We start from the raw sequence: 17,799 nt of genomic DNA, 5'->3' as shown, positions 1-17,799 counted from the left end.
GGGGGGGAGGGTACGGAGCGATGCCACATGGGAATGCGACCGCAGCAGGCTTCGTCCGTTCCCTCATCCGGCGCTACGCGCCACCTTCTCCCGGCGGGGAGAAGGGTGTCAGCCCGCCTGCCGCGTCACCCCATCAAAACCGGTTGTCGCCATCCAGCAACCTTCCCAGGCCGCCCAGCACCGAGCCTTCGCCGCGTTGCTGTCCACCGGCCTGCGGGGCGGCCTGCAGCATGCGGCCGGCCATGCGCGAGAACGGCAGCGATTGCAGCCACACCTTGCCGGGGCCGGTGAGGGTGGCCAGGAAGACGCCTTCGCCGCCGAAGAACATGCTCTTCAGCCCGGCGACGCGGCGCACGTCCATGTCCACGCCGGCGTGGTAGGCGACCACGCAGCCGGTGTCCACATCGATGCGTTCGCCAGGGCCGAGTTCGCGTTCCACCACGGTGCCGCCGGCATGCACGAAGACCCAGCCATCGCCTTCGAGCTTCTGCATGACGAAACCCTCGCCGCCGAACAGGCCGGTGAGGATCTTGCGTTGAAACGCGATGCCCAACGACACCCCGCGCGCGCCGGCCAGGAAGCTGTCCTTCTGGCAGATCAGTTGCCCGCCATGCTCGGACAGGCGCAGCGCCAGCACCGTGCCCGGATAGGGCGCGGCGAATGCGACCCTGGCCTTGCCGCTGCCTGCATGGGTGAACACCGTGGTGAACATGCTCTCGCCGGTGACCACGCGCTTGCCCGCCGACAGCAGCTTGCCCATCAGCCCGCCGCCGCCGCTCTGGCCGGCATGCGAGCCGTCGCCGAACACGGTGTCCATCTGCACTGCGGCGTCCTTGTACATCAGCGCGCCGGCCTCGGCGATGGCGCTTTCACCCGGGTCCAGCTCGACCTCGACGAACTGCATGTCGTTGCCGACGATGCGGTAGTCGATCTCGTCGGCACGCCCGGCCGCGCCGGTCAGCGGTGGCGGCAGGCTGCCGCCGCCCTGCAGCTCGGCCAGCTGGCGGGCCGGCGTCCAGCCATCGAGTCCGTCGCGCCAGGCCAGCGCGTCGGGCTGGCGCTGGGCATGCGCGCGGGCGCTGGCGTCGTCGAGTGGGCCGATGCGATCGGCCTGTCCGGGAACATGGAAATACCACTGGGCCATCGGAACGACTCCTGATCTGTGCGTGCGCCGAGTCTAAGCGCAGCCGCCGCGACCGCGTCCCGTGTCCAAGGTCATGCCGGGAGGGCGGTCAGGTGTGGTTGCCACCGGGCAGATATCCCACACGTGCCGCTCAGGCCTGCATGCCGCCAGGGCGGTCGTGAGCAGCAATCGCGTTGACGTGGGCCGGAGCGTGGCTGGCGCCTGCCTCCGACAACGCCGTCACGCTGACCGCCGCATTGGCCTCGCGCTTATTCCCCGACCGTCGCCCAATAGCGCTCGCCGTCGCGCTGCACCCGCACCGGGCCGGCGAACACATCCGACAGGCTGGCATCGGTGAGCAGCGCATCGCGCGGACCGTCGGCCACCACGGTGCCGGCCCGCAACAGGATCACCCGCGCGATCTCCGGCACGATCTCCTCGATGTGATGGGTCACCAGGATCAGTGTGATGCCTTGCCGGGCCAGGTGGCGCATGGTGTCGAGCAGGTGCTGGCGCGCCACCAGGTCCAGGCCGGTGGACGGCTCGTCCAGCAGCAGCGCCTGCGGGCGGTTGACCAGTGCGCGCGCGATCAGCACGCGGCGGGTTTCGCCGGCCGACAGTTCGGCGAACTGCCGGTCCAGCAACGGCAGGGCGCGCGCCAGGGCCAATGCCTCACGTGCCCGCGCGCGCATGGCGTCGCTGATCTCGCGATGCGGCGGCACCACATAGCTGGCGAAGAAACCGGACAGCACCGCGCTTTCCACGTCCAGCCCCGGCATGTCGGCCAGGTTGACGCTGAGATCGCCGGTGACGATGCCCAGCTGCGAGCGCAGGCGATCCACCTGCCAACGCGTCTGCCCAAGCACCTTCACCGCCGCCTGGCCATCGGCGCGCACCAGCGGATACAGCTCGCGGGTGATCAGCTTGATGAAGGAGGATTTGCCGCAGCCATTGGGGCCGAGGATGGCGGTGTGCTGCCCCAGCGCGATGCGCAGGCTGAGCGCATGCAGCACACGCACCTGGCCGCGCATCACGCTGGCCTGGTCGAGCTCGATCAACGGGGTGGCGTTCGCAACAGCAGCAGGATCGGTGGACATCTGGGCAGTAACCGTCATACGGGTGACATCAGGCGCAGTGGGGAAAGGAGGCGTGTGAACCGCTTTAGGAATGTAGGGCGCACCCTACGCATCCGAAGGGTGAAGTTTGCCGCCATCGCCCCCATCATGTCTGCATCGACCCAACCCGATGGCGCCGCTGTGGAGATGCCGATGTTGTCCGACCCGATCATCGACGTTCTGACTTCCGGCGTGGCCGGGCTGGGCGTGTGGGGCATGCTGGCGGTGCTGCTGGTGTTCACCCAGCTCACCATCTTCGCGGTGACCCTGTACCTGCATCGCAGCCAGGCCCATCGCGGTGTGGATTTCCATCCGGTGGTGGCGCACTTCTTCCGCTTCTGGACCTGGCTGACCACCTCGATGATCACCCGCGAATGGGTGGCGATCCATCGCAAGCATCACGCCAAGGTCGAGACCGAGGAAGACCCGCACAGCCCGCAGACCAAGGGCATCGGCCAGGTGTTCTGGCGTGGCGTGGAGCTGTACCGCGAAGCGCGCGCGCAGCGTGCCGACATCGAGCAGTACGGCAAGGGCGCACCCACCGACTGGATCGAACGGCATCTGTACACCCCGCATGCCAATGCCGGCCCGATCGCGCTGCTGGTGATCAACGCGGTGCTGTTCGGTTTGCCCGGCATCGCGCTGTGGGCGATCCAGATGGCGTGGATTCCGTTCTGGGCCGCCGGCGTGGTCAACGGCCTGGGGCACTGGTGGGGCTATCGCAATTTCGAATCGGCCGACACCTCCACCAACCTCACGCCGTGGGCGCTGTGGATCGGTGGCGAAGAGCTGCACAACAACCATCATGCGTTCCCGAGTTCGGCGCGGTTCTCGATGCGGCGCTGGGAGCTGGATATCGGCTGGGTCGCCATTCGCGGGCTGCAGGCGATCGGCCTGGCCAAGGTGCTGCGCGTGGCGCCGTCGCTGGACATCCGCCCCAACATCGCCGTGCCCGATGCCGACACGCTCAAGGCCTTGCTCTCGCATCGCTTCCAGGCCATGACCGACTACCAGCGCAATGTGTTCACCCCGGCGCTGCGCGAAGAGGCCGCGGCCACCGGCGCCAAGCTGCGGCAATTGCTGCCGCGGCGCCTGCGCAAGGGCCTGGTCGATGACGGGCGTTGGCTCAAGCCCGATGCGCGTGCGCAATTGCAGCACTGGGTGGCCGAGCGCCCGCGCATGCGCACGCTGGTGGAGTACCGCGCGCGCCTGACCGCCGTGCTGGAGGCGCGCAGCCACGATGCGTCCGAACGGCTCAAGCATCTGCAGCAGTGGTGCCACGAGGCAGAAGCCAGCGGCAATGCCGCCTTGCAGGCCTATGCGGCGCGGCTGAAGGGTTATGCGCTGAGTGGGTCGTGAGCATGGCGGCACGCGGGCTGATGTGCGTGCGCGCCGAGCGCGTGGTCTGGTCATGCGTAGCCTGCTGATGGCCTGTGGTGTGTGCGGGCCGGCCGTGTTCGTGCAGGCCCAGGTGCAGGACAGCCAGCAGTATCTGCAGCGCATGGATACCGATGGCGATGGCCGCGTCGGCCGCGATGAATACCTGGCGTGGATGAGCTACGCCTTCGATCAGCGCGACCTGGACCACGACGGCGTGTTGCAGGGTGACGAACTGCCTGGCCGACGCGGCAAGCCGATCACCCGCGCCGCGCATCGCGCCACGCTGATCGAGCGTTTTGCGCGGCAGGACGCCAACGGCGATGGCTACCTGAGCGCACGCGAATTGCTGGCGCCGCCGCGCTGATGCGCACTTTCGCGCGCGTCTGACGCTGCGTTCGGCAAGCTCGAGCGCATGTTCACTCTCGACCAGGTCAGCCGTCGCTACGGCCAGGCCGTTGCCCTCGACACCGTCTCGCTGCATTTCGCCAGCGGTATCACCACCGCCTTGATCGGCCCCAGCGGCGCCGGCAAGTCCACCGTGCTGCGGATGCTGGTCGGGCTGGAGTGGCCGGACAGCGGCACGGTCGCCTTCGACGGCGCGCCGCTGCAACGCGCCAGCCTGCAGGCGCAGCGCCAGCGCATCGGCTATGTAATCCAGGAAGGCGGGCTGTTTCCGCATCTGGATGCACGCAGCAACGTGGTGTTGCTGGCGCAGACGCTGGGCTGGACCCGGCAGCGCATCGATCAACGCCTGCAGACCTTGTGCGCGCTGTGCCAGTTGCCGCCGGAGCTGTTGGCGCGCTATCCGGCCGAGCTCTCCGGTGGTCAACGCCAGCGCGTGGGATTGATCCGTGCGCTGATGCTGGACCCACCGGCCTTGCTGTTGGACGAGCCGCTGGGCGCGCTCGACCCGATCGTGCGTTACGACCTGCAGGCGCAGATGCGTGCGCTGTTCGCCCAGCTCGGCAAGACCGTGGTGCTGGTGACGCACGATGTTGCCGAAGCGGCCTACCTGGCCGACACCCTGGTACTGATGCGGGCCGGCCAGGTGGTGCAGCAGGGCAGTGCGCGCAGCCTGCTGGAACAGCCGGCCGATCCGTTCGTGCAGCGCTTTCTCACTGCGCAGCGCAGCATCGGCGACGCCGCATGAGCGCGCGCGTGCTGCTCGCCCTTGCATTGCTGATCGGAAGCGTCGGTGCGCAGGCCACGCAGGTGACGATCGGCTCGAAGAACTTCACCGAGGCCGTGCTGCTGGGCGAGATCGCCACCGCCGCCGGGCAGCGCGACGGCGTGGACGTGCAACACCGCGCGCAGCTCGGTGGCACGCGCATCCTGTGGCGTGCGCTGGAGACCGGGCAGATCGACGCGTACGCCGAATACACCGGCACGCTGGCGCAGGAACTGCTGCAGCTGCCCAAGGCCAGCCAGGCCGAACTGCGCGCCGCACTGGACGCGCGCGGGCTGGCGATGACCGATTCGCTCGGCTTCCAGAACACCTATGCCTTCGGCATGCGCGTTGAACGTGCGCAGGCGCTCGGCATCGCCTCGATGTCGGATCTGGCGCGGCATCCATCGCTCACGATCGGCCTGAGCAACGAATTCATGCAGCGCGCCGATGGCTGGCCGGGCGTGCGCGCGGCGTATGCACTGCCGCAGACCGCGACCGGGCTGGATCACGATCTGGCGTATCGCGCGCTGCAGAGCGGGGCGATCGAGGTCACCGATCTGTACAGCACCGATGCGGAAATCCCGTATTACCGGTTGCAGGTGCTGCGCGACGACCGCCATTACTTTCCCGATTACCAGGCGGTGTTCCTGTATCGCAAGGACCTGGCGCAGCGCTCACCGGCGATGCTCACGGCATTGCAGGGGCTGCAGGGGCGCATCGACGAGGCGACCATGCAGCGGCTCAACGCGCAGGTGAAGCTGGAGCGTCAGTCCGAGGCGGCCGTGGCGGCGCAATGGCTGGGCGTTGCGCCGGCATCGGCAGCCGACTCGCGTGTGGCGCGTCTGCTGCGGCATACGCGCGAGCATCTGGCCCTGGTCGGCATCTCGTTGGGCTTTGCCTTGCTGATCGCGTTGCCGCTGGGCGTGCTGGCGGCCCGGCGGCCGCGGCTCGGGCAGGTGGTGCTGTCGTTGACCGGCGTGTTGCAGACCTTGCCGTCGCTGGCAGTGTTCGTCTTCATGATTCCCTTGTTCGGCATTGGCGCCAAACCGGCGATTGCCGCGTTGTTTCTCTACAGCCTGCTGCCGATCGTGCGTAACACGCATGCCGGGCTGACCTCGATCCCGCGCGAGTTGCGCCAGACCGCCGAGGCGATCGGGCTGCCGGCATGGACGCGCCTGTGGCGGGTGGAACTGCCGCTGGCGCGTCGCACCATCGTGGCCGGCATTCAGACCGCGGCGGTGATCAACGTGGGCACCGCCACGCTGGGCGCCTTGATCGGCGCAGGCGGCTACGGCCAGCCGATCCTCACCGGCATCCGCCTGGACGATATCGGCCTGATCCTGGAAGGCGCGATTCCTGCGGCGGTGCTCGCGCTGATCGTGCAGGCGCTGTTCGAAGGCCTGGAGCGCTGGGTCACGCCGCGTGGCTTGCGCCTCAGCCAACGCGCCTGACCACGTAGGAGCGGACCCGGCCGCGACGGGGCCTTATCGAGCGTTGTCAGGCGTTACCGGGATGATGCCATCTTTCGGTCACGCCCCGTCGCGGCCGGGTCCGCTCCTACGGGCGCTGCGTCATGGCTCTGGCAGCGCTGCGATCAGGGCTGAGAGCGCATCACCGGTGACACTCAGGTGCGGTGCGATACGTAGGCGTCCGTGCCGCCGCGTGCAGATCGCCCCGCGTTCGCCGAATGCCGTTGCCACGGCCTCCAGCCGGTGTGCCGGCGGCTGCAGGGCGGTCAGATGCGGCGCGTGCGCGGGCGTGCCCCAGCTGCCCAGCCCGCGTGCCTGCAGCGCCGCATCCCACTGCGCGGTGAGCGCGCCCAGCGCCTGCCCGATGCGCGCCGGGCGCCAGGCAGCGACCTGCTGCAATGCCGCCGTCGCCATGGCAATCCGCAACGGATCGGCAACGCCGCCGGCATCGAAGCGCCGCGCGCCGCCGCGATAGGACGGCGCCTGGGCGACCGGGAATTCCCAACTGCTGCCGGCATCGCGGCCGATCCAGTGCTCCTCGATCGGCACGCCCCGCGCACGCCATTGCGGGGCCACCCATAGCCAGGCCAGTCCCATCGGCCCGAGCAGCCATTTGTGGCCGACGCTGACCACAAAATCCGGCCGCCAGCGCGGCAGCTCGGTGGGCAGCACGCCCAGGCTCTGGCTCAGGTCCAGCACCAGCGCCGCACCGCGTGCGTGTACCGCCGTGCTGATGCGGTCCAGATCGAGCTGTCGTCCATCCAGCCAGTACGCATGCGGCAACGTCACGATGCGCAGCGCCGCGGTGTCGGCAATGGCCTGCAGTACCGCCTCGGTCAGGCCATCGCCACCGGCCGTGGACACCGCCACGATATGTGCACCGACCTCGGCACAGCGGCGTTGCCAGATCAGCAGGTTGGAAGGGAACTGGCCGTCCAGCAGCAACACCGCTTCGCCGCGTTGCAACGGCAGATTGCGTGCGGCGGTCGCCAGGCCGTGTGCGGCCGAGGGCAGCATCGCCACGCCGTCGGCATCGTCGTCGAACAGGCCGGCAGCGAGCGCGCGCAAACGCTCGATGTCCTGCAGCCAGGCATCGAACGGCAGCCGCCACGGCGTGGCCAGTGCATCCACCGCCTGATGCGCAACGGTGTGCACCGCGCGCAGCAGCGGGCCGCGCGAGGCGGCATCCAGATAGATGATGTCGCCAGGCAACGCAAATGCCTGCTGGCGATGTTCCCATGCGACGGGCGCGGGGAGCAGGCTGGACAAAGAAAAAGAGGACATGGCAACAGCTTACCGCTGGCTGCCACGCTGCCGACACGGCGCGTTCACGTGCGGTCCTCAAGCATATGGCGATGTCTGCACTCTCACCTCTGCTGGGCCACCACCAGCAACGGCAGTTGACGCTGCTGGAACGCTACGCGCAGACCCGCGCGCTGAGCGATCGCCTCGCCGCACCCTTGAGCGCTGAAGACGCAATGGTGCAGAGCATGCCCGACGCCAGCCCCAGCAAGTGGCATCTGGCGCATACCACCTGGTTTTTCGAACGCTTCGTGCTGCAGGCCGATCCGGCCTACCGCGTGTTCGACCCGGCCTGGGATTTCCTGTTCAACAGCTACTACCAGAGCGTGGGCCCGATGCATGCGCGCGCGCGCCGCGGGGTGTTGTCGCGGCCGTCTTTGCAGCAGGTGCGCGACTACCGGGCCGCAGTCGATACGCAGATGCAGCAGCGCCTGGGTGATGGGACGTTGGATGCGCAGGCCTGCACCATCGTGCAACTCGGCATCCAGCACGAGCAGCAGCACCAGGAATTGCTGTTGACCGATATCAAGCATGCGCTGTGGAGCAACCCGCTGCAGCCGGCATATCGCGATGCGCCGGCCCCGCCTGCTGCCGTCGCCAGCACGCTGCGCTGGCAGGCGCGCGACGAACAGATCGTTGAGATCGGCGCAGCGGCATGGCCGCAGGCCGACACCTTCGCCTACGACAACGAGTCGCCGCGTCACCGTGTGCTGGTCGGCGCGCATGCGTTGGCGCATCGGGTGGTCAGCAACGCCGAGTTCCAGGCGTTCATCGACGCCGGTGGCTACCGCAGTGCCGGTGCCTGGCTCAGCGATGGCTGGGCGATGGTGCAGGCGCAGGGCTGGCAGCATCCGCTGTATTGGGATGCGGACGGGCGCGAATTCACCCTGGATGGCTGGCGCCCACGCGATGCGCATGCGCCGGTATGCCACCTGAGCCTGTTCGAAGCCGATGCGTTCGCGCGCTGGGCCGGCGCGCGCCTGCCCACCGAAGCCGAGTGGGAACAGGCCGCCACCGGTGTGCCGGTGCAGGGCAATTTCGTCGATAGCGACACCTTGCATCCGCGCGGTGCCGACGCGGTGGATACCGGCCTGCAGCAGTTGTTCGGCGATGTCTGGGAATGGACCGGCAGCGCCTACCTGCCGTATCCCGGCTTTGCGCCGTGGCCCGGGTCGCTGGGCGAATACAACGGCAAGTTCATGAATGCGCAATGGGTGCTGCGCGGTGGCAGCTGTGCCACCCCGGCCAGCCATGTCCGCGCCAGTTACCGCAACTTCTTTCCCTCCGATGCGCGTTGGCAGTTTGCCGGCGTGCGCCTTGCCAAGGATCTGCCTTGAACGCCGCCGCCCACGCCATGCAACGCGCGCACGCCGCGCTGACCGACCTGCGCCCGCAACCGGACGACATCACCGCCGACGCGCTGGCCGGCCTGTCGCAAACGCCCAAGACGCTGCCGTCGAAGTATTTCTACGATGCACGCGGCTCGCAGTTGTTCGAGGCGATCACCCGGCAGCCGGAGTACTACCTGACCGGCACCGAACTGGCGTTGCTGGAGGCAAGCATGCCGGCGATCGCGCAGGCGATCGGCGCCGGCGTGCACGTGGTCGAATACGGCAGCGGCAGCGGTCGCAAGACCGAGTTGCTGCTGCAGGGGCTGCGCGATGTAGTGGCCTACACGCCGCTGGAAATCTCGCGCACCGCCTTGCTCGACAGCACCGCGCGGCTGGCGCAGCAGTTTCCGCAGATCCAGATGCTGCCGGTGTGCACCGACTTCACCAAGCCGCTGCAGCTGCCGCAGGCGCAGCGCCCGGCGCGCCGGCATCTGGTGTTCTTCCCCGGTTCGACATTGGGCAATTTCACCGATGATGCCGCCGTCGAGTTGCTCGATGCGATGCGCCAGACCATGGGCAGCGACGGGTGCGCGCTGATCGGCATCGATCTGGACAAGGATGCCGGCCTGATCGAGGCCGCCTACAACGATGCGGCCGGGGTCACGGCCGAGTTCACCTTGAACCTGCTGGCGCGGCTCAACCGCGAGATCGGCAGCGACTTCGATCTGGACAGCTTCCGCCACCATGCGGTGTATGCGCGCGAACGTGGCCGTATCGAAACCTTCCTGATCAGCCAGCGCGCACAGCGCGTGCAGGTGGGCGGCAAGGAATTCGCGTTTGCCGACGGCGAAGCGATGCAGGTCGAATACAGCTACAAGTACACCGACGCACGCTTTGCCGAACTCGCCGCTGCCGCGGGGTTGAAGGTCACCCACGGCTGGAACGATGCCAAGGACTGGTTCGGCCTGCGCGTGTTGCGTCCGCTCTGATCTCGCGCGCCTGGCGTGCAAGGAATCGACGACGGGCAGATCGCCGCGACCATGCGTGCGCTGTTGGCGCGCCGGCTGCCGCAGCAGTCGATCTGCCCGTCCGAAGTCGCCCGCGCGCTCAGCGGGGACGAGAACCGCTGGCGTGCGCTGATGCCGCAGGTACGTGCCGTTGCTGCCGATCTGGCCCGCAAGGAGGTGGTACGGGTCACCCAGCGCGGCGACGTGGTCGACCTGGGCACGGTGCGTGGCCCGGTCCGTCTGATGCGTGGTCGGCATTTCGAATGACGCGCGCTGCCCTGCGTATGCATGACTGCTGGCGCTCGGCAGACGATGATGCCGAGCGGTGCACCGACAGCGCATCGACCCGGTAGGTGCTGACCGCTGCCGTGCATAAACGCGATGCTGTGCCGCAGCGGCGCCGGCGCGATCTCCCAGCTTCATCACAGGAGCCTGTCGCTACTGCACTGCCGGCAAGCGTCAGCCGATCCGCGCGCAAGGTTCCAGCGCTGCAACGCGGACCTGGCCGCCCTGTCGTCTAGGCTGCCTGCACCACATGCAAGGCCTTGGGATTGCGCCACTGCGCCAGCAGCACGGCTTGGCGTGCCTTGGCTTCCTCCAGGTGCGCGTGCTTGATATGCCCATAGCCACGGATATGCTCGGGAATGCTGGCGATCTGCGCCGCCAGGCCGACGTTGTCGGCATCCAGCCGTTCCAGCAGCGTGTCCACTGTCGCCACGTAATCGGCAATCAGCTGACGCTCGCCACGCCGTTCGGCGCTGTAGCCGAACACATCGAGCTTGCCGCCGCGCAGGAATCTCAGCCGCGCCAACAGCTTGAACGCAGTGAACATCCACGGCCCGTATTCGCGCTTGATCGCATGGCCGTGCGCATCCTTCCTGGCCAACAGCGGCGGTGCCAGGTGGAAGCGCAGCGTGTAGTCGCCTTCGAACTGCTGCTGCAGCCGGCGCTGGAAGTCGCCACGCGTGTACAGGCGCGCCACTTCGTATTCGTCCTTGTAGGCCATCAGCTTGAAGGCATAGCGCGCTACAGCTTCGGTCAAGGCCGTGCTGCCGGGCGCGCGTTGGGCCTCTTGCGCACGCACGCGCTCCACCAGCCCGAGATAGCGCTGCGCGTAGGCAGCGTCTTGATAGTCGGTCAGGAACGCGATGCGCCGCGTAATCGCCTCGTCCAAGGACTGCGCCAGCTGCTCATCGTCAAGCGGATGCACCGGCGCATCGACATCGCCATGCAGCGTGCTGCCATCGGTCCGCGCCAATGCACGCGGCGCGCTCTGTCCGCCGAGATCGTGGTCTTCCCAGCTGCCGGGCGCACGCGCGGCAGGCGTGTCGCCGTGCAGGTGCACAGACGTGTCAGCAGTGGTCAGGCCGGCAGCGCGTTGCACCGCCGGCAGATCCACCGCCGCCAGTCGCCCCCACGCAAACGCCTGCTGGTTCATCGCCACCGCCGCGCCATTGAGCTCGATCGCGCGCATCAAGGCCGCATGCGACAGCGGCACCAGCCCGTGCTGCCAGGCATAGCCGAGCACGAACAGGTTGCTGGCGATCGCATCGCCCAGCAGCGCGGTCGCCAGTTGCGTGGCGTCCAGCAACAGCGGTTCCTGGCCGCCCAGGGCGGTGCGCACGCCGGCGATGATCTCGGCGGCGGGGAACTGCAGATCCGGCTGGGTGGTGAAGTTGCCCGGCATCGCTTCGTAGGTGTTGAGCACCACTTGGGTGCGGCCGTCGCGCACCTTGGACAGGGCCCAGTAATCGTTGACCACCACCATGTCGCAGCCCAGCACCAGGTCCGCTTCGCCGGCGGCGATGCGCACCGCGTGGATATCGGCCGGCCGGCGCGCGATGCGGATATGCGTGGTCACCGCGCCGCCCTTCTGCGCCAGCCCGGTCTGGTCCAGCACCGTGGCACCCTTGCCTTCCAGATGCCCTGCCATGCCGAGCAGCGCACCGATGGTCACCACGCCGGTGCCGCCGACGCCGGTGATCAGGATGTTCCAGGGCTGTTCCAGCGTGGTGCGTTGCGGCGGCGCGGGCAGGTTGTCCAGCAATGCGCTGGCATCGCGCTGCTTGCCCTTGCGCGGTGCACCGCCATGCACGGTGACAAAGCTCGGGCAAAAGCCCGACACGCAGGAATAATCCTTGTTGCAGTTGGATTGGTCGATCTGCCGCTTGCGGCCGAATTCGGTGTCCTTGGGCAACACCGACACGCAGAAACTCTTTTCGCCGCAATCGCCGCAGCCCTCGCACACCAGCGAATTGATCATCACGCGCTTGGGCGGGTCGATCAGCTTGCCGCGCTTGCGGCGGCGGCGCTTTTCGGTGGCGCAGGTCTGGTCGTAGATCAGGATCGACACGCCCTTGATCGTGCGCAGATGCTGCTGCACCGCATCCAGCTCGCTGCGATCGTGAAACGCCACCTCGCTGGGGAAGCGCTCGCGCCGGCGCGTCCATTTGCCGATGTCGTCGCTGACCACGATGATCGCGTGGATGCCTTCGGCGCGCAGCTGGTGCGCGATGTCCGGCACGGTGAGCGTGCCGTCCACCGGCTGGCCGCCGGTCATCGCCACCGCATCGTTGTAGAGGATCTTGTAGGTGATGTTGACGCCGGTGGCCACCGACTGCCGGATCGCCAGCGAGCCGCTGTGGAAATAGGTGCCATCGCCCAGGTTCTGGAACACGTGCGGCGTCTCGGTGAACGGCGCCTGCCCCGACCAGGTGACGCCTTCGCCGCCCATATGGGTGAAGGTGTCGGTGGAGCGGTTCATCCAGGTCACCATGTAATGGCAACCGATCCCGCCCAGCGCACGCGCGCCTTCCGGCACCGCGGTGGAGGTGTTGTGCGGGCAACCGGAGCAGTAATGCGGCACGCGCGGGAACAGCGCACGCGGCAAGGCCATTTCGGCTTCCTTGGTCTCCATCCAGCGCAGCCGTTGTTCGATCGACTCGGTCATCGCGCTGGAGGGCAGCGCAAAGCGCTGGATGCGCTTGCCGATCACTGCCGCGATCGTGGCCGGGGTCAGCTCGCCAGTGGAGGGCAGGATCCATTCGCCCTGCTCGTCGTACTTGCCGACGATGCTCGGCCGCGCACCGGCGCTGGCCGGCCAGTTGTAGAACAGCTCCTTCATCTGGCGCTCGATGAAGGCCTTCTTCTCCTCCACCACCACGATGTCGTCGAGCCCGCGCGCAAACGCGCTGATGCCCACCGGCTCCAGCGGCCAGGTCATGCCGACCTTGTACACGCGGATGCCGATCTGCGCGCAGGCCTGCGCATCCAGGCCCAGGTATTCCAGCGCCTGCAGCACGTCCAGATAGCTCTTGCCGGTGGTGACGATGCCCAGCCGCGCATGCGGCGAATCCAGCACCACTTTGTCGATCCGGTTGGCGCGTGCGAAGGCCTGTGCGGCGGCGATCGCATAGCGATGCAGGCGCATTTCCTGGTCCACCGGCGGGTCCGGCCAGCGAATGCTCAAGCCACCCGGCGGCAGCGCGAAGTCCTCCGGCAGCACGATGCTGCGTGCGAACGGATCCACGTCCACCGAGGCGGAAGATTCCACCGTCTCGGCGATGGTCTTGAAGCCGACCCAGCGCCCGGTATAGCGGCTCATCGCCCAGCCGAGCAGGCCCATGTCCAGGATGTCCTGCACCCCGGCCGGGTTGAGGATCGGCATCATCGCGCTGACGAATTCCTCTTCCGAGCCGTGCGGCAGGGTCGAGCTGCGGCAGGCATGGTCGTCGGCGGCCAGTGCCAGCACGCCGCCATGCGGCGAGGTACCGGCGGCGTTGCCGTGCTTGAACACATCGCCGCTGCGATCCACGCCCGGGCCCTTGCCGTACCACATGCCGTAGACGCCCTGCACCTTGGCGCCGGGGAACAGGTTGGTCTGCTGGGTGCCCCAGACCATGGTGGCGGCCAGGTCTTCGTTGAGGCCAGGGGTGAAGGTCACCCTGGCCGCGTCCAGATGCTTGCGCGCACGCCACAGTTCCAGATCGAAGCCGCCCAGCGGGCTGCCGCGATAGCCGCTGACAAAGCCGGCAGTGGCAAGGCCGGCGGCATCATCGCGCAGGCGTTGCATCAACGGCAGCCGTACCAGTGCCTGCACGCCGGACAAGTAGATGCGCCCGTCGGCGCGCGTGTACTTGTGCTCCAGCGTGTAATCCGCATCGACCTGGCCGAGCTCCGGCGTGTTGGCAGCGTCGGGAGAAGAGAGTGCAGCGGTACTGGTCATGGCGTGCCCGGAAAGGGTGGCTGGGACCCGGCGCGTGTCATCCGAAACCGGATGACACGCCCGACGGATTCCAAAACGGCGGCCCAAAGTGTAGCAGTCGCCTTTCACGCTCCCGTTGCATGCGGATGCGCAGCCGCCGCGCTGCGGTTACGATGGGAACGGGAAGGGTCGTTTGCTGTCAGGGGATAAAGCCAGTGAAAAGGAAATACGCATGGGCCGCGATGTTGGCCTTGCTCGGGGGCGTGTGGTCGATGGCGCAGGCGCAGAACCTGCCCAAGCCCAAGGAGTTCTATTTCGACGAAGATCGCGGCACCACCAAGCCGGTGGTGGCCGTGCAGGGGCAGGGCGATGCAGTGATCGACCGTTTGGCGGCGATGGTGCAGCGTGACGCCCGCGCTGCCGAACCGCGCGCGCAGCTGGCGTCGCTGGCCTATGCGGGGGGACGCACGCAGTTGGGCGACGAGCTCTATCAGGGCGCCCTGGGGCTGGTCTCCAGTGGCAGCCAGCAGTACCGCGCCATCACCTGGAACTACGGCTGGGATCTGTTGCGCGCCGACCAGGCCGACAAGGCCTTGCAGCAGTGGGCCACCCTGGCCAACGGCCGCCCGGCCGCGCCGGCCTGGCTGCCGACCACTGCGGCATTGGCGCTATGGCGCACCGGGCGCAAGCAGGAAGCGGTCGAGTGGTATGCCGCCGCCGTGCGCACCTGGCCGGATCGCTGGAGCAGCACCGCCGGCTACGCCACCCTGCTGCCGGACTGGCGCGAGGCCGAACGCGCCACGCTGGCCGAGGTCTTTGCCGCATGGCAGGCGAACCCGCCGGCATTTCCGTAACTCGGCGGGATGCTGCGGAAAGCCCTTGCAGCGCGCCGCGGTGCATCAGCGCTTACGTGGCTTTGCGGCCGTCAATAGCAGGCCAACGCGACTTGCGACTGGCCTGTGCGTGTAGGTCAGCTGTAGAGCGGATGGGCTGCGACTTGGCTGCAGGGCCCTTGCCCGCCCACCATCGCGGGACACGCCGCAAGTACGTCCTTGTAGGCTCTTACGCGGCATCCATGCCGCGTAAGGTCCCGCGACGGTGAGCGGGCAAGGACCAGTCGAGAGGGTCGGTCTTTTGAGGCAGTCGTCCGTGCGATGGCTCAATCGTAGAGCGGTTGATCTGCGGCTTTGCTGCAGGGCCCTTGCCCGCCCACCATCGCAGGACACGCCGCAAGTACGTCCTTGTAGGCTCTTACGCGGCATCCATGCCGCGTAAGGTCCCGCGACGGTGGGGGGCAAGGACCAGTCGAGATGGTCGGTGCACATGGTTAAGAGTAGTGCGTGATTCGCGTTGTTCGATAGTGATGGGCCGGATCCTAGAAGCGGCAAGCCTCGACATGCCTGTCGCCAGGCGTTGAGCGAACGATCTGCGCCACGCATAGGCATGCTCGTCGATTTAGCCCGTCGTCGATCCAGCCCGTCGCTGATCAAGGCACGACACGCCCACTATGCGATGCTGAGTGCCGCTTTCCCACGGACCTGACCACGCCATGGCGGTGGATGCATTTGCGTTGATTCTGGCGATGCTGGGGCTCGGCCTGCTGTTCGCGCGCCTGCGGGTGTTGCCGGACAACAGCGCCGATGTGCTCAATCGCATCGTGTTGTACATCTGCCTGCCGGCTTCGGTGCTGACCTATGTGCCGCGTCTGCATCTGGATGCCTCGCTCGGTGGCGTGATCGCCACGCCGTGGCTGCTGACCGCACTCATCGTGCCGCTGCTGTGGGGCTGCAGCCGGCTGTTGCGGTTCAAGCGCGAGGAATACGCCGCGCTGCTGATGTGCGTGGTGTTCACCAATTCCAGCTTCATCGGCTTTCCGATGGTGCGCGCGTTGATCGGCGATCACGCCCTGCCGTATGCGGTGGTCTACGACCAGTTCGGCACCTTCGTGCTGCTGTCCACGTTCGGGCTGTACGTGCTGGCCCGCTACAGCGGCGACACGCCGCCGACTGCGAAGCTGATCCTGGTGCGCGTGCTGCGGTTTCCGCCGCTGTGGGCGTTGCTGTTCGCGCTGACGGTGATGCCGGAACAGCCGCCGGCCTGGATCGGCTCGGGCTTGAAGAGCCTGGCCGACGCGATGCTGCCGCTGGTGATGCTGGCAGTGGGCTTCTCGCTGCAGTTGCGCCTGCCTGCAGACGAACTCAAACCCTTGGCCGTCGGCCTGGTCTTCAAGCTGGCCGTGATGCCGGTGCTGGCATTGCCGCTGTCCTGGGCGCTCGGCCTGCATGGCGCGATGCTGCAGACCAACGTGCTCGAATCGGCCATGCCCACCATGATCACCGCCGCCGCGCTGGCCATCTCGCACCGGCTGGCGCCGCGCCTGGCCGCGGCGATGGTCGGCTACAGCATCCTGCTGTCGCTGCTGACCCTGCCGGCATGGGCCTGGCTGTTGGCGCGCCTGGCCGCTTGATGCGGCGTACCCCGTGTGAAATGCTGGCGCGCGCCATTGCGCGCGCCACACGGACAGGAGCAACACATGCACGGATATCGCTTGATCACCACTGCGCTGCTATGGCTTGGCGGCGTCTTCGCGGCGCAGTCCGCCCTGGCGGCATCGCCCGCCACCCCCCCGGTTCCGGCGGATGATCCGCTGATGACTCACTGGGTGAGCCAGGTCGGCCAGACCATGCAGGCACGCCTGCGCAGCATGGCGGCCAGCGGCGAGCCCAGGCAGCTGTATCTGGCCGGTCTGCTGTGGATCGATGCCGAGGACGAGGCAGTGTCGGCCGCAGACGGAGGCTATGCACCCATCCAGCGCGCCTGGCTGCAGCGTGCCCTGGACGCGCGGCCGCGCGACCGGTTGGTGGCGCGGATGGAAGCGGTCGGTTGTGCCCCAGGATTGCGCTGCGACCCAGGCGCCGCGCGGGCGTTCCTGGAGCAGACCGATGCCGGCAATGCCGCCGTGCATCTGCGCGCCTATGCGGCTGCACAGCGCCGCGGCGACCAGGCGGCCGCCGAACGCGCCTGGCAGGCGGCCGTGCAGTCCGATCATTTCGACAGCGGTGTGCTGGAGCTGGGCCAGGCCCTTTATGCCGTCTACGACGGCGTGCAATGGCCATCGCTGGCCTCGGTCAGCTTGCGCGAGAAACTCGACGCCCAGGGGTTTCCGTCCACGGGCGCCGGCATGGCGGCGATGTTCGTGATGGGTACCTGGTCTGCACATGCACTCCCCGCGCTCGGCGATCTGATGCGGCGCTGCAACCCCGGTGCCACCACGCCTGCGTTACGCGACGAGTGCATGGTCGTGCTGAACAACGTGGCCAACGACGAGTCCACCCTGACCACGGCCGTGATCGGCACCAAGGGCATGGCCGCACTGAGCAGCGGCGCCGACGCCACCCGCTGGCAGGCGCGGATGCGGGAGCTGCAGTGGCTGCAGCAGCAACAGCAGCGCAGCGCACCCTCGGTCGATGCGCAGGTTGCCGCACTGGATGCGATCCTGACGCAGGGCGAAGTGCCGGCGTTGCGCGCGCGCCTGCAGCATCAAGGCCTTGCCGCGCAACCGCCGGCGGACTGGCAGCCCGGCGCCGCGAGCAGCCAGATCCGCTGATCCGCTGATCCGCGTGGTCGTTGCACGGGGCAGCGGCCATGTGCCGGGGCCGATGTTGCAGCGCGATGGCGCCTGCCGAGGGACGTTTAACGC

At 67.9% G+C, this 17,799-nt stretch carries 14 protein-coding genes; 10 read left to right on the top strand and 4 right to left on the bottom strand.

The genetic code is table 11. The features are described from left to right. Positions 1-133 precede the first annotated feature (133 nt). Together EO174_RS01170 and EO174_RS01165 are read right to left on the bottom strand one after the other, a co-directional pair. Positions 134-1,144 (bottom strand): TIGR00266 family protein, encoded by a 1,011-nt coding sequence (locus EO174_RS01170; protein WP_104650420.1) that lies wholly within the window; start codon positions 1,142-1,144, stop codon positions 134-136. A gap of 248 nt (positions 1,145-1,392) precedes the next feature. Continuing rightward, positions 1,393-2,238, bottom strand: coding sequence for an ATP-binding cassette domain-containing protein (locus EO174_RS01165; protein ID WP_119130111.1), 846 nt, complete (start codon positions 2,236-2,238; stop codon positions 1,393-1,395). Between the two features lie 153 nt (positions 2,239-2,391). Between EO174_RS01165 and EO174_RS01160 the strand changes: the two genes are divergently transcribed. From EO174_RS01160 to EO174_RS01145, 4 genes are read left to right on the top strand one after another with little or no spacing between them, the layout of a single operon-like run. After that, on the top strand, positions 2,392-3,597 hold the full coding sequence (locus EO174_RS01160; protein WP_104650437.1) for a fatty acid desaturase: 1,206 nt from the start codon (positions 2,392-2,394) through the stop codon (positions 3,595-3,597). Further along, entirely contained in the window at positions 3,587-3,982 is a 396-nt protein-coding gene (locus EO174_RS01155; RefSeq protein WP_164740032.1) for a calcium-dependent protein kinase 21, read from the top strand. Before EO174_RS01160 ends, EO174_RS01155 begins: the two co-directional genes overlap by 11 nt. Before the next feature lie 48 nt (positions 3,983-4,030). After that, positions 4,031-4,768 carry an ATP-binding cassette domain-containing protein gene (locus EO174_RS01150; RefSeq protein WP_126941692.1) on the top strand — a complete coding sequence of 246 codons (738 nt, stop codon included), beginning with the start codon at positions 4,031-4,033 and terminating at the stop codon, positions 4,766-4,768. Then, a complete protein-coding gene (locus tag EO174_RS01145; protein ID WP_126941690.1) occupies positions 4,765-6,237 on the top strand; it encodes a glycine betaine ABC transporter substrate-binding protein in 1,473 nt (490 codons plus the stop codon). The genes EO174_RS01150 and EO174_RS01145 overlap by 4 nt, the downstream gene beginning before the upstream one ends. A 120-nt stretch (positions 6,238-6,357) precedes the next feature. On the opposite strand, the gene EO174_RS01140 is transcribed toward EO174_RS01145, so the two are convergent. Next, positions 6,358-7,539 (bottom strand): aminotransferase class V-fold PLP-dependent enzyme, encoded by a 1,182-nt coding sequence (locus EO174_RS01140; protein WP_126941688.1) that lies wholly within the window; start codon positions 7,537-7,539, stop codon positions 6,358-6,360. A gap of 65 nt (positions 7,540-7,604) precedes the next feature. Between EO174_RS01140 and egtB the strand changes: the two genes are divergently transcribed. The 3 genes from egtB to EO174_RS01125 are packed head-to-tail and all read left to right on the top strand — an operon-like array spanning position 7,605 to position 10,162. Further along, entirely contained in the window at positions 7,605-8,894 is a 1,290-nt protein-coding gene (egtB, locus tag EO174_RS01135) for an ergothioneine biosynthesis protein EgtB (RefSeq protein ID WP_164740031.1), read from the top strand. Then, positions 8,891-9,877 carry an L-histidine N(alpha)-methyltransferase gene (egtD, locus tag EO174_RS01130; RefSeq protein WP_126941684.1) on the top strand — a complete coding sequence of 329 codons (987 nt, stop codon included), beginning with the start codon at positions 8,891-8,893 and terminating at the stop codon, positions 9,875-9,877. The genes egtB and egtD overlap by 4 nt, the downstream gene beginning before the upstream one ends. 15 nt (positions 9,878-9,892) lie before the next feature. After that, entirely contained in the window at positions 9,893-10,162 is a 270-nt protein-coding gene (locus EO174_RS01125; RefSeq protein WP_126941682.1) for a DUF3253 domain-containing protein, read from the top strand. A gap of 250 nt (positions 10,163-10,412) precedes the next feature. Here EO174_RS01125 and EO174_RS01120 read toward each other — a convergent pair whose 3' ends face one another. Then, a complete protein-coding gene (locus EO174_RS01120) occupies positions 10,413-14,120 on the bottom strand; it encodes an indolepyruvate ferredoxin oxidoreductase family protein (RefSeq protein WP_126941680.1) in 3,708 nt (1,235 codons plus the stop codon). 194 nt (positions 14,121-14,314) lie between these two features. Here EO174_RS01120 and EO174_RS01115 point away from each other — a divergent pair, with 194 nt between their 5' ends. The 3 genes from EO174_RS01115 to EO174_RS01105 all read left to right on the top strand — a co-directional run bounded on the left by EO174_RS01115 (position 14,315) and on the right by EO174_RS01105 (position 17,706). Beyond that, positions 14,315-14,953 carry a tetratricopeptide repeat protein gene (locus EO174_RS01115; RefSeq protein WP_126941678.1) on the top strand — a complete coding sequence of 213 codons (639 nt, stop codon included), beginning with the start codon at positions 14,315-14,317 and terminating at the stop codon, positions 14,951-14,953. 695 nt (positions 14,954-15,648) lie between these two features. Next, positions 15,649-16,566, top strand: coding sequence for an AEC family transporter (locus EO174_RS01110; RefSeq protein WP_119129269.1), 918 nt, complete (start codon positions 15,649-15,651; stop codon positions 16,564-16,566). A gap of 66 nt (positions 16,567-16,632) precedes the next feature. Further along, positions 16,633-17,706, top strand: a complete 1,074-nt coding sequence (locus EO174_RS01105; protein WP_126941676.1) for a hypothetical protein — start codon at positions 16,633-16,635, stop codon at positions 17,704-17,706. The last annotated feature ends 93 nt before the right edge of the window (positions 17,707-17,799 follow it).

Origin of the sequence: Xanthomonas sp. BRIP62418, assembly GCF_003993495.1 — a bacterium.
GTDB lineage: Bacteria > Pseudomonadota > Gammaproteobacteria > Xanthomonadales > Xanthomonadaceae > Xanthomonas > Xanthomonas euroxanthea.
The sequence above is the reverse complement of the archived record's forward strand: the minus strand, read 5'-3'. Positions and strand labels throughout refer to the sequence as shown.